The 12,691-nt window shown below is 29.5% G+C and carries 11 protein-coding genes and 3 pseudogenes; 11 read left to right on the forward strand and 3 right to left on the reverse strand.

What is annotated here, in order from left to right:
• Positions 1 to 50 precede the first annotated feature (50 nt).
• Positions 51 to 233, forward strand: a pseudogene (locus OT390_RS03790) (molybdenum cofactor biosynthesis protein); the annotation flags it as partial.
• On the opposite strand, the gene mog reads toward OT390_RS03790, so the two are convergent.
• Entirely contained in the window at positions 234 to 776 is a 543-nt protein-coding gene (gene mog, locus OT390_RS03795) for a molybdopterin adenylyltransferase (protein ID WP_032582043.1), read from the reverse strand.
• Positions 777 to 796: 20 nt separating this feature from the next.
• Positions 797 to 1,780: a magnesium/cobalt transporter CorA gene (corA, locus tag OT390_RS03800; protein WP_002799370.1), complete on the reverse strand. Its 984-nt coding sequence runs from the start codon at positions 1,778 to 1,780 to the stop codon at positions 797 to 799.
• A 116-nt stretch (positions 1,781 to 1,896) separates the two neighbouring features.
• Here corA and OT390_RS03805 point away from each other — a divergent pair, with 116 nt between their 5' ends.
• The 7 genes from OT390_RS03805 to OT390_RS03835 are packed head-to-tail and all read left to right on the forward strand — an operon-like array spanning position 1,897 to position 8,329.
• Complete coding sequence (locus tag OT390_RS03805; protein WP_002859629.1) at positions 1,897 to 2,943, forward strand: ABC transporter substrate-binding protein; 1,047 nt, start codon at positions 1,897 to 1,899, stop codon at positions 2,941 to 2,943.
• Positions 2,944 to 2,953: 10 nt separating this feature from the next.
• Positions 2,954 to 4,279, forward strand: a complete 1,326-nt coding sequence (locus tag OT390_RS03810) for an esterase-like activity of phytase family protein (RefSeq protein WP_032584657.1) — start codon at positions 2,954 to 2,956, stop codon at positions 4,277 to 4,279.
• A complete protein-coding gene (locus OT390_RS03815; protein WP_072224772.1) occupies positions 4,276 to 5,085 on the forward strand; it encodes an alkaline phosphatase family protein in 810 nt (269 codons plus the stop codon). The genes OT390_RS03810 and OT390_RS03815 overlap by 4 nt, the downstream gene beginning before the upstream one ends.
• Positions 5,082 to 5,921: an ABC transporter permease subunit gene (locus tag OT390_RS03820; protein ID WP_002869026.1), complete on the forward strand. Its 840-nt coding sequence runs from the start codon at positions 5,082 to 5,084 to the stop codon at positions 5,919 to 5,921. The genes OT390_RS03815 and OT390_RS03820 overlap by 4 nt, the downstream gene beginning before the upstream one ends.
• The gene (locus OT390_RS03825) at positions 5,922 to 6,701 is read left to right on the forward strand and encodes an ABC transporter permease (protein WP_002781812.1); all 780 of its coding nucleotides are present in this window, start codon (positions 5,922 to 5,924) and stop codon (positions 6,699 to 6,701) included.
• Between the two features lie 3 nt (positions 6,702 to 6,704).
• Positions 6,705 to 7,694: an ABC transporter ATP-binding protein gene (locus tag OT390_RS03830; protein WP_032586434.1), complete on the forward strand. Its 990-nt coding sequence runs from the start codon at positions 6,705 to 6,707 to the stop codon at positions 7,692 to 7,694.
• Entirely contained in the window at positions 7,691 to 8,329 is a 639-nt protein-coding gene (locus OT390_RS03835) for an HAD family phosphatase (RefSeq protein WP_002781807.1), read from the forward strand. The genes OT390_RS03830 and OT390_RS03835 overlap by 4 nt, the downstream gene beginning before the upstream one ends.
• A gap of 23 nt (positions 8,330 to 8,352) precedes the next feature.
• On the opposite strand, the gene OT390_RS03840 is transcribed toward OT390_RS03835, so the two are convergent.
• A complete protein-coding gene (locus OT390_RS03840; RefSeq protein WP_394535914.1) occupies positions 8,353 to 9,108 on the reverse strand; it encodes a basic amino acid ABC transporter substrate-binding protein in 756 nt (251 codons plus the stop codon).
• A gap of 332 nt (positions 9,109 to 9,440) precedes the next feature.
• Here OT390_RS03840 and OT390_RS03845 point away from each other — a divergent pair.
• The 3 genes and pseudogenes from OT390_RS03845 to OT390_RS03855 form a co-directional block, all read left to right on the forward strand.
• A pseudogene (locus tag OT390_RS03845) lies at positions 9,441 to 10,161 on the forward strand (hypothetical protein).
• Positions 10,091 to 12,016, forward strand: a complete 1,926-nt coding sequence (locus tag OT390_RS03850) for a hypothetical protein (protein ID WP_032587389.1) — start codon at positions 10,091 to 10,093, stop codon at positions 12,014 to 12,016. The pseudogene OT390_RS03845 and the gene OT390_RS03850 overlap by 71 nt, the downstream one beginning before the upstream one ends.
• 20 nt (positions 12,017 to 12,036) lie before the next feature.
• Positions 12,037 to 12,657, forward strand: a pseudogene (locus OT390_RS03855) (filamentous hemagglutinin N-terminal domain-containing protein); the annotation flags it as partial.
• Positions 12,658 to 12,691: the final 34 nt, after the last annotated feature.

Here is a 12,691-nt window from a genome sequence, read left to right on the forward strand (position 1 = left end):
ATATTCTTTTCAACTAAGTTGGTGTATATTTATAAAAAAAGGATTAAAGAATGTTTTTTAAGAAAAAGATTTCACAAAAACAAAAAGAAAAGCCTAAAATTCCAATCAATGATGTGATTTTAGATGACAGACTTTGTAAGTTTAAAAATAAAGTGCAAAAGATAAGCAAAGATGAAGCTTCGGCAAGTCTGCTTGCTAGACAATTAAGCAGACTTATCAGAGCTAATAAATTTTTAATTTTGACATTTTTTCTTAGGGCGAAAAACCTTAACAACTTCATCATTTGCTTCTATATAAGCACCTTCTATTAAATCAATGCAATAAGGTATAGCTGGAAAAACAGGCTCTAGACATTCTTTTATAGCTTTGGGATTTCCTGGTAAATTAATGATAAAAGATTTATTGCGAATTCCTGCACTCTGTCTTGAAAGTATAGCTGTTGGCACATATTTTAAACTTTCTAAGCGCATAAGCTCTCCAAAACCTGGCATCATTTTATCACACACGGCTTCCGTGGCTTCTGGGGTTACATCACGAAGTGCTGGACCTGTACCTCCGCTTGTAACAATCAAATCGCATTTTTTTTCATCTGCTAGATAAAGTAATTTTTTAATGATCAAATCATAATCATCGGGGATTAATTCTTTATGATAAATAATATCATTTTTTATATATGAATTTAACACTCTTTCAATTTCAGCAGTGGCTTTATCTTCGTATATACCACTACTTGCTCTATCGCTTAGGGTTAAAATTCCTATGTTTATTGCATCCATTATTTCTCCTTAATAAATTTTTATAACCATCCTTTTTTCTTGAAAACAACCAAAGGTAAAATGATAGAAATTACCATCACGCCAAGCACTATGGGATAAGCATAGTGAAGTTCAAGTTCGGGCATGAATTTAAAATTCATACCATAAACAGTTCCTATTAAAGTAGGTGGCATCATGGCAACAGTTGCAACGGTGAAAATTTTAATGATTTTGTTTTGTTCTATGTTGATTTGGCTGGCTAAAATGGTTTGGATATTATCTAAGATATTAAGTTGCGAAACACTAAATTCAACCAAAGAATTTAAGTCTTTTAAAACTATAGTGAGATTTTGTTTTATATCTTTATCGATTTTATCGCTTTTTAGCAAAGAAGTCATAGCGCGACGCTTATCAAACAAAGAATCTCTTACCCGCATATTAAGCTCTTGTAAACTTGAAATATCCTTTAGCATTTCATCATAACTATATTCATCTTTTTTTTCTAAAACACTTGTTCTTAAGCGTCTTGCTTCTTTATCTATCCATTCTAGTAAATCCGCATCTTTTTCAACGCGTACTTCAAACATTTTATCAATAATATCAAAACCATCTTCAAAATTCTTCGGACTAGCTAAAATCCTTGCTTGAATTTCTTCAAAAGTGCTAAATTCGTTATATCTTATAGTAAATAAGATATTTTTAGCGGTAGCAAAAGTAACAATTTCTGTGCGAAGCTTGATTAAATTCCTATCTTCTTCATCACTTTTAAGATCTCTTACTAAAAAATGAGCATTGATGGTTATTGTCGCATTATCTTCCCAATATTTTGCGCTAAGTTCTATTTCTTCCCTTTCTTCTTTTGTAGGAAACTCAAGATTAAATTCACTTGATATAAAAGCAATTTCTGCTGCACTTGGATGAAGTAAATCAATCCATAAAATATTTTGTGGTAGTTCTTGACTATCGAGATTAAAATTGATTCTTTGAACTAAAGCATTTTGAGTTTTGATATAAATATAAAGCATGATCGCTCCTTGTTTATGACTTTAAAATTATAACCTTGTTTGCTTAAAAATTAACTTGTTTCTAAAATGTTTCTAAAACTCATTAAATTTCCAAAATATTTTTTGAAAGGAAAAAAATGAGTAAGAAATTTTTCTTAAGTTTAGGTCTTGTTGTCTTATTGTTTTCAAATTCACAAGCTATTGATGAGAATTTGATTAAAGCTGCGCAAGCAGAAGGTAGGGTAAATTCTTTAGCTATGCCTGATACTTGGGCAAATTGGAAGGATACTTGGGCAGATCTTAAAAATCTTTATGGCATAGAACATAGTGATACAGATATGAGTTCAGCTCAAGAAATTGCTAAATTTAAAGCCGAAAAGAAAAATGCAAGCGGTGATATAGGGGATGTAGGGGCTTCTTTTGGAGAGATAGCGGTTAAACAAGGAGTAGCTCAGCCTTTTAAGACAAGCTACTGGGATCAAATTCCAACTTGGGCTAAAGATAAAGATGGAAATTGGCTTTTAGCTTATACAGGAACCATAGCTTTTATAGTCAATAAAGATGTAGTAAAAGATATACCTAAAACTTGGCAAGATTTGCTTAAGGGAAATTATAAAATTACCGTGGGTGATGTAAGTGTAGCAGCTCAAGCTGTGAGTGCAGTTTTGGCAGCTAATTATGCCTTAGGTGGGGATGAAAAAGATTTAAGTCCTGCTTTAGCTTTTTTTAATACTTTAGCCAAACAAGGAAGACTTGTAAATAATGATGTAAGTATAGCCAATCTTGAAAAAGGTGAAGTTGAAGTGGGTTTAGTTTGGGATTTTAATGGTTTAGGCTATAGAGATAAAGTGGGCAAAGATCGTTATGAAGTTTTAATCCCTGCTGATGGTAGTGTTATTTCGGGTTATACAACTATTATCAATAAATACGCAAAACATCCAAACGCAGCTAAATTAGCCCGTGAATTTATACTTTCTGATAAAGGACAAATCAATCTAGCAAAAGGTTATGCAAGGCCAATAAGAATTGATCATATTACCTTGCCAGATGATATAAAAGCTAAACTTTTACCAAGTGAGCAATACAAAAATGCAAGAGCAATCAAAGATCAAAAAGCTTGGGAAAAAAGCGCTAAAGAATTGCCACAACTTTGGCAAGAAAAAGTTATAGTGGATATGAAATAAAGGAGATTGGATGAAAAAGGTTATTTTAACAAGTGCTATGCTTTGCAGTGTTTTATTTGGAGTTCAAGAGTATGAGGCCAATTTAGCAGGGCATATTATCATAGATTCTAAAAGTACAGTAAAACCTCCTAAGGATGCTCCTGATTTTTTTAAAACTTATGGGAAATTTGCAAATATCACTAGAGAAGAAAAAATTGGAACTTTTAAATCCAAGGGAAACAGGGAAACAGATTTTTATTTACCTTTTAAAAATCAACCTATACAAGGACATAGTGGGATAAAATATATTCCAAAAAAAGATGTTTTTTGGGTGATTAGTGATAATGGCTTGGGTAAAAAGTATAATTCTTATGATGCTATGCTTTATGCTCACGAGTTTAAATTTGATTTTAAAAACTCAAAATACGAACTTTTAAAAACAGTTTTTTTTAAAGATAGTGATAAAAAATACCCCTATCCTATAACCACCGAAACAACCAAAGAAAGGTATTTAAGTGGGGTTGATTTTGATACTGAGAGTATACAGGTTATCAATGATGAATTTTATATAGGTGATGAATTTGGTCCTTATTTGCTTCATTTTGATAAGAATGGGAATTTAAAAGAAGTTTTTGATGTGTATGTGGAGGGTAAAAAACTTATTTCTCCTGATAATCCAAGTTTAAAATTTAGCGATAAGCCTGATGGAGAAAATGAGAAATTTAATATCAAACGTTCTAAAGGCTTTGAAGCTATGGCAAGCTCTAAAGATGGTTCTAAACTTTATTTGCTTTTAGAAGGAAGCATTTATAATAACAACGCTTATGAGAATGAAAAAGGCAAAGAATATCTAAGAATCATAGAATTTGATGTAAAAAATAAAAAATTCACCGGAAAAACTTATAAATATTTCTTAGAAGATAAAAGCCATTCCATAGGTGATTTTAATATGATAGATGATAAATACGGCATCATCATAGAAAGAGATCAAAAAGAAGGCACTAAAGATAAGACTTGCAAAGAAGGTGAAGATACTAAGCATTGTTTTAATAATGTAGCCCAATTTAAAAGAATTTACAAGGTTAAATTAGATGATAAAACCCATGAAGCTCAAAAAATTTCTTATATAGATCTTTTAAATATTAAAGATAGAAATAAAATTTCTAAAAAGCCTTTGGTAAATGATAAATTTGTTTTTCCTTTTGAAACCATAGAAGGTGTGGATATAGTAGATGACTCTCATATAGTCGTAGAAAATGACAATAACTTTCCTTATTCTTCAAGTAGAGAACCTAATAAAACTGATGATAATGAATTTATTTTACTTGAAGTAAAAGATTTTTTAAAGAGTAAATGATGTCCAAAGTTATTTTAGTTGTGCTTGATGGCTTAAATTGTAAAAGTGCTAGTATAAATATGGGATATTTAAATGCGCTTTGCAAAGAGAATTTAGGCAAATTTTATTCTTTAGAATGCGAACTTCCTAGTATGTCTCGTCCTTTATACGAGTGCTTATTAACAGGCGTAAAGCCTGTTTTAAGTGGGATAATTAATAATAAATTGAGTTTTTCAAAACAAACAAGCATTTTTGACCTTTGTAAAGAACAAGGCTTAAAAGCTGGAGGCGCAGCTTATCATTGGGTTTTTGAGCTTTATAATAAAAAAGAATTTATTCCTTCTTTACATCGCCATATAGAGGATGAAAATTTAACTTTGCCTTATGGACATTTTTATTATGAAGATGATTATTTAGATTCTCATTTATTTGCAGATGGAGAGCATTTAAGAAACAAATATAATCTAGATTTTACTCTTATACACTCTATGAATATAGATGATGCAGGACATAAATTTGGCTCACACTCTATCGAGTATGCTAATAAAACCAAAAAAGTTGATAATTTGATTTCTGAGTATTTGCCTACTTGGTTAGAACAAGGTATTAATGTAATCATCACAAGCGATCATGGTATGACAGAGGGTAAAAGTCATGGAGGCTTAAGCGAAGATGAAATTTTAGTGCCTTTTTTCACTTTTGGTAGTGCTTTTTCGTATGAAAATGCCAAGATAAAACAGGATGAAATTTGTGGCAGTGTCTGTGAAATTTTAGGACTTAAACACGATAAGAGATATAATGATGAAATTTTAAAGGCCAAAAAATGAAAGAAAAATTTCTAGCCTTTTTAAGTATTTTACCTTTTTTTATAGTTTTTACTTTTTTTATGATAGCACCTTTGATTTGGATTGTTTTTAATGCTTTTTATGTAGAAGAGGATGAAATTTATTCTTTAGCCAATTTTATACATATTTTTGAGTCCAAATTCTATCTACAAAGCATTATAAATTCTTTACAAATCAGTTTTATTTCTAGTATTTTTGGACTTTTAATAGGGCTTTTGGCGAGCTATTCTTTATTTATTTTAGCTCCATCAAAAATATGTAATTTTCTCTTTTCTTTAAATACTATGATAAGTAATTTTTCAGGAGTTCCTTTAGCTTTTGCTTTCATTATAGTTCTTGGAAGCAATGGTGTAGTTAATGTGTTTTTGAAGAATTTAGGTATAGAGCCTTTTGTTAGTGTTTATGCTAATTTCGGGGTAAATATTGTTTATGTGTATTTTCAAATTCCTTTGGCGATCTTGCTTTTGCTTCCAGCTTTTAAAAGTCTTGAAAATTCACATTTAAATGCTTGTAAAATGTTAGGTGGAGGCAATTTTTTATATTGGTTAAAAATAGCTTTGCCTTTGCTCGCTCCTGCTTTGTTTGGTGTTTTTGTGATTTTATTTGCCAATGCTTTTGGAGCTTATGCGACTATTTATGCTTTAAGTTCGGGAAATTTTAATGTCGCTCCTGTAAGAATCGCTGCTTTAATCGCAGGCGATATCAATCTTGATCCTTATATGGCTAGTGCTTTAAGTATCATTATAACTATTATCATGCTTGTTGTTACCTTTATGGCCAATTTCCTTTCTAAAAAATATAATTTTAAGGTGCTTTAAATGAATGAAAATTTGAGTTTAAAAGCTAAAATTTATCATTATGCAGTTTTGTTTTTGGTTTTTTTATTTTTAGCTTTGCCTTTAATGGCTACTTTTTTATATTCTATTTCCACTTCTTGGGGTGTAAGTGTTTTGCCTGATGATCTTACGCTTAAATGGTATCAAGAACTTTTTCATGATGAAAGATTTTTACTTGCTCTTTGGCATTCTTTGCTTGTTTGTGTGGGCAGTATTTTACTTTCTGTGATTCTTGTTTTTCCTTTGGTTTTTGTGCTAAATTATTATTTTTTAAAATTAAAAGCCTTTGTAAATATACTTATTATCATGCCTTTTGCTGTACCTCCTATAGTTAGCTGTGTGGGGCTTTTGCAACTTTATGCTGACAATATAGGAGGCACAGCTTGGATACTCATTTTTACTTATTTTACTATAGCTTTGCCTTTTATATATAGGGCTTTAGATAATGCTATGTCTAATGTCAATTTAAATGAACTCATCGCATCTAATGCTATGCTTGGAGGTTCTTTAATGGGAGCGATTTTTAAGCTTGTCTTGCCTAATTTAAGAAATGGAATTTTGGTGGCAGTTTTTTTAAGTTTTTCTTTTTTAATAGGCGAATTTTTATACGCAAATATTCTTGTAGGAAGTGCTTATGAGACTTTACAAGTTTATCTTTATAATATCAAAAATCAAAGCGGGCATTATTCTAGTGCTTTGGTAATAGTTTATTTTGTATTAATTTTTATAACAACTTTTATAGCTAGTTTGATTAAGGAGTGAAAAATGGCTTATTTAAAGATTAAAAATTTTAAAAAAGCTTATGGGGATAAAATTATTTTTGAAGATATTAATTTTAGTGCTAAAAAGGGTGAGTTTATAACCCTTTTAGGCCCAAGTGGCTGTGGAAAATCCACTCTTTTAAGGTGTATAGCAGGGCTTAGCCAAATTAATGGAGGAAAAATTTCTTTAAATGATAAAGATCTTACCAAATTAAGTCCTCAAAAAAGAAATATAGGTATGGTTTTTCAAAATTACGCTCTTTTTCCAAATCTTAACATTTTTGAAAATGTAGCTTTTGGTTTAAAGATCAAAAAAATGGATAAAAAGGACATAGAAAAAAGAGTGAAAAAAATGTTAAAACTCGTCGAGCTTGAAGAATACGCTAAAATTTATCCACATAAGCTTTCAGGCGGACAAATGCAAAGAGTGGCTTTAGCAAGATCTTTGGTGACTAAACCTGATTTACTTTTGCTTGATGAGCCTTTATCGGCACTTGATGCTAAAATTCGTAAGCATTTAAGGGTGCAAATTAAAGAAATTCAAAAAGAACTTGAACTCACCACTATTTTTGTAACGCACGATCAAGAAGAAGCTTTAGAGTTATCCGATAGGATTATTTTAATGAATGAGGGTAAAATCATACAAAATTCCAACGCAAACAATCTTTATCTTTTGCCAGAATCTCATTTTGTGGCTAGCTTTATAGGAAATTACAATATTTTAAGCCCTAAAGAGCTTGATAGCTTGGGTTTAAAACACGATTTTAAAAAAGATATAGCCTTGCGTCCTGAAACCATAGAAATTTCTAACGAAGGCTTAGAGGCTAAGATCAAAGAAAAATCATTGCTAGGTAATATCATACGCTATAGGGTTAGAGTGCAAGAAATTGAATTTAAGGTAGATACTTTAAATTTTAGCACTCATAGTACTTATGAAGCAGGTGATAAAATCGCTTTAAAATTCAATCTTTCTTTAGCAAAAGAGTTAAAATGAAGCTTGTTTTATTTGATTTAGATGATACTTTAATACAAGGCGATAGTGCTAAACTTTGGCTTAAATTTTGTGTTGAAAAAGGTTTTTTACCTCAAGAATATTTAGAAAAAATCGTTTTTTATCAAAAACAATATCAAGAAAAAAAGCTTGATATGGATGAATTTATGACTTTTTTTCTTCAAAGTGTTAAGGGTAAAAATGAAGATAGAATTTCATCTTTAGTAGATGAATTTATAAAAATTTATATAAAACCTTATGAAAAAGCTAAAGAACTTATAATCAAATATCAAGATCAAAGGTGTATTATAATTTCAGCTACGGCTGAATTTTTAGTTAGAAAAATCGCCTCTTTTTTGGGGGTGAGAGAAAGCATAGCCATAAAATGCGAGCGTGTGGGTGATAAATTTAGTGGAAAAGCTTATGGGATTTATAGCTTTAAGGAAGGCAAGGTTTTAAGACTTAAGGAATATTTGGGTAAAGATTATGAAAAATGGATGAAAGATTCTTATTTTTTTAGTGATTCTATCAATGATTTACCTTTACTAGAGTCTGTTAGCAAAGCCTTTGTATGTAATGGTGATGAAAAAATTTTAAAAATTGCAAAAGAGAGAAAATATGAAATTTTAACTTTTTAAGCTATAAGCGTGAAAATTCACGCTTATTCTAATTCATATTTTTTAATTAAAGTATTATAAAATCCATCAGTTTTTGCTTCATCTATGCCTTTGTTAAATATTTCAATAATATCTTTTTGTTTATTTTTATCAAAAGCAAAACTAAAGCCTTCTCCTCCATCTGTTTCTTGGTAGAAACTTACCAATTCTGGATTTTCAGCTAAAAAACCTTTAGCAGTATCTTGATCAGCTACAATAGCATCGATTTTGTTGTTTTTTAGTGCTAAAACAGCTATGTTTAAATCTTTATTGCTTTGTACTTGTGCATTTTTGATAGCTTTTACAGTATTTTCTTGTAAAGTTCCTAGTTGAACTCCTATTTTTTTACCTTCTAAATCATTTTTCGTTTGAAGAGAGTCGTTGTTTTTTAGCTTAAGATAAAGATTTTTACTCATATAGTAAGGTTTGGTAAAATCAACACTTTGTCTTCTTTCGTCAGTTGCGCTCATAGCTGAGGCAATCATATCGATTTTGCCAGCTTTTAAAGCAGGAATCAATCCATCGAAATTGGTTTCAACCCAAACAATTTTAATACCATTTTTTTTGGCGATCTCTTCAACCAAATCAGTATCAAAACCTGTAAGTTTTGAGTTTTCTTTATAATTAAAAGGTTTATAATTTGGAGCAGTTCCAACCTTTAATTCTACACTTGCATTTGATTCTTTATTTTTAGAATCACTACAAGCACCTAAAAATAAACCAACTAAAGCAACTAGGGCAATGCTTAATATTTTTTTCATTTTTTTCCTTTGATATAAAATGTTTTAAAATTATACTTATTTTAAATTTATATTTAATTAAGTCTGGATCAATTTTTAGAAAAGTTATATTAATGTTGTGCTTTTAGATAATATTTAAATAATTATAAAAGTATTTTTTTAATATTTAAAATAAAATTTTATTTAAGAATATATTAATATAAAATTTGTTAAATTTTCATTAAATTTAAATATTGAAAAATAAAATATCAAATTAATATTTTATTTTATAATCAACTCAGGACATACGGGATAGTGTTGCAAATAATCAATTTGCGATAAATCAAAAGGATTTTATTTTAGTGAGAAATGAGATGAAAAAATATTTTAATATTTTTAAAATTTTTACAAATAAGACAAATGCAAAATTTGGATTGGGCGTTTGTAGTGTGGTTTTATCTTCTTCGGTTTGTTTTGCTGCGGTTCAGGCTACAAGCAAGGATGGAAAAATTTTTTATATTTCTGAACATTCTTTTAAGGATAATCAAGTTTATGATCTTCAAGCAGAAATTTTTAAAAAAATTAATGGAAAAAATTTCTATGCTTCTAAGTCAAAATATCCTATATCAAATTTAACTATGATTTATAATAACCCTAAATCTGGAAATAAAAATTTATCCAAGCTTGAAATTTTAACTCCGGATACTTCAAAAGAAGAGATCATAACAGCTTTTAGCACTTTAGGAACCGTATCTTCAGATACTCAAGCCGTTCCTAGTTCTTTTATACCTTTTATTGTAACAGCTTATGCTCAAAATACAAATGCAACAAATAATAAACTTATATTAGAAAATGGAGAATTATCTTCTGTGTATTTTTGCAAACCAAGCATAGGGGATTGTGGAGTGCCTAATAATTCTCAAAAAAGGCGATCGTTTTAAGTATTTAATTACTGCGGCGTTTACTGACAGGGGGGGGGGATTTAACAATCAAACCATTTTAAAAGAAAACTCCTATATTAATAATGGGTGTAGAAAATATCTACACCTTGCCCTTAAATGGAGCTCCTTATATTTCAGGATCTGTAGCTTTTGATGGTGAAGCTAAGGACAATAAATTAATCTTAGAGTCAAATACAAAAATTGACCTTCATAATTCCCAGTATTTTTCAGATGAAGAAGGTAAGGATATTTATGATGAAAGAATTACTCGTTTAATGGGAGCTTTTGGCATAAATTCTAATTTACAAAACAATAAAGTTCTTATCGATTCAGCTAATATCGTCCTTCATGGGCCAGATGGTGAGTATACAGCTCGTTCGACCTTTGAAATTTTGGGTGCTTTAGCTGATGTAAATAATCTTAAAAAATACAATGTAAGTAAAAATTCTGTAATAATTAAAAATTTAAATTTAGATTTAATGGTAAATTCGCAAAATAAAATAACTTTTTATGATGCTGTTTTATTTGGAGAAATTTACGGTGGAAGAACATTACAGGGTAATGCAGAGAAAAATTCTATAGAAGTTTATCATTTTAACTCATTAGATCATCTTAATAAAAACATTAAAACACATGCATCGTTAAACCTCTATGGTGGGTATTCTAACGATGGTGAAGCTAATGGAAATAAAATTGTATTTCGCCTTAAAAAACCTTTAAAAATCAGTGATAATTTTTATGGAAAAAATTATTACAATCTTTACGGAGGTTTTGCTACAGAGGGTGCGAATTTTAATATTATTGATATACAAAATGATTTAACCTATGAAAAAGTTCCACAAAATTATTCTGATAAATTTACTGTATATGCAGCTAGAACTTTAAGTGGAAAAGCAAATAATAATACCTTAAGTATAAAAGATTCTGTTATTTCATTGCCTTTATATGCTTTTATTACAAGTGAAACTACGCTAGATGGTATAGACTATATCGCTGATGAATCAAACAATAATGAAGTAAATTTTGAAAATATTAAATCATCTAAAAATTTAAGTTTGATGATCAATGCTAAAAATGTTTCAAATAATAAAATAAATTATAATCTCATTCAGAGTTTAACCGAAGCGAGTTCTTTAGGAAAGGGCTCAAAAATTATTTTAAAAGCAACTCAAAATGCAAACAACAATCTTATAAAGCTTAAAGATTGTTCTTCGGCTGCCGTGGAAAGTTCGTGCATCATAAAAGCAGATAAAGAAAGTGCTTTTAATAAAATCATCAACAACACAGTTTTTAGTACTGCCTCAGATAAAAGACAAGGTTATGTGGGGTTGATAGCTGGAGTGTCTGCAAATTCTCATGATAATATCATGGAGCTTGTTAATTTAAATATAGATGAGTATAAAAATCAAGATGCTATATTTTTAGCTCCATCTGGAACTTCGGATATTTCAAATTTTAAATCTTATAACAATACTTTATATTTAGGTGGAGAGTTAAATTTCTTTAAAGATGTAAATATCGATTTGCTTTCTGGTTCTGTTTTTCATGAAGTAAATAAAAAAGGCAAAATAATCACTCAAATTCTACCGCATCAAGAAGATTTTTCTAAAAATAATCGTTTGATTATAGATACTCAAGATGTCAAATCAGAAGTGGTAAATAACTTTGAAAATTTTACTTTTATTTTACCAAATAAAATAAAAAATCCTATCTTGACTATAGAAAAACTTATAAATCTTCCTTCAAATGGAAGTATGGAAATTCTTGCTAAAAATAAACCAACAAAAGGAAAATATATTCTCATACAAAGTGATGTTGGAATTTATGATGGTGACAATAGATTGTTAAATCAACAAGAATTAGAAAATTTGTTAGAAAAAATGAAAAATAATAAAAATAAATTTAATTACAACAAGATAGAAAAGTTGGCTAAAAGTACATTGAAAAATGTAAATTTTAGCTTTGAAGTTTCAGATGATGCAAAAATAATTTATATCAACATACTTTAAAGGAGAGTAACATGAAAAAGATGAGTAAACATATAGTTTTATCATTTGCGGTGAGTTCTTTGCTCTTTTCTCAAGCTTATGCTTTGCCACAAGGAGGTAAATTCACTCATGGTACAAGTGGGACTATCCATACCTCTGGCAATACTGTAACGATTGCAGGAAAAGGACAAAATCATGTTATCCAATGGGGTGGCGGTTTTAATATAGGACAAAATGAAAGTGTAAATTTTAACGGCAAAAATCAAAACTACCTAAACATTGCTTATCAAAAAGATGCTTCTAAGATAGACGGAGCTTTAAATAGAGGGAATAACAATATCTTTTTAGTTAATCCTATGGGAGTTTTGATTGGCAAAACAGGAACTATTACTGCGGGAAAATTTGTAGCTAGCACAACAGCTTTAAGCGATGATAATGTCAAAACTTTTTTAGAGAAAGGAGCTAGTTTCTCTCCGGCATTTGATGTAAGCAAACAAGGAAATATTATAAATCTTGGAAAGATCAATGCAGATAATATTGTTTTAATAGGAAATAAGGTTGAAATCAATAAAGGAAAAATTACTTTGGATGTATTAAAACTTGAAGGTAATAAAGTTTATGTTGATGCTGGAGTGGTAAAAGATACAAAAAATATCGTAGCCAAAGCAGAGCAAGAAGTTATCATTCAACAAAGCA

This window comes from Campylobacter sp. CFSAN122748, from assembly GCF_045277125.1.
Taxonomy (GTDB): Bacteria; Campylobacterota; Campylobacteria; order Campylobacterales; family Campylobacteraceae; genus Campylobacter_D; species Campylobacter_D jejuni.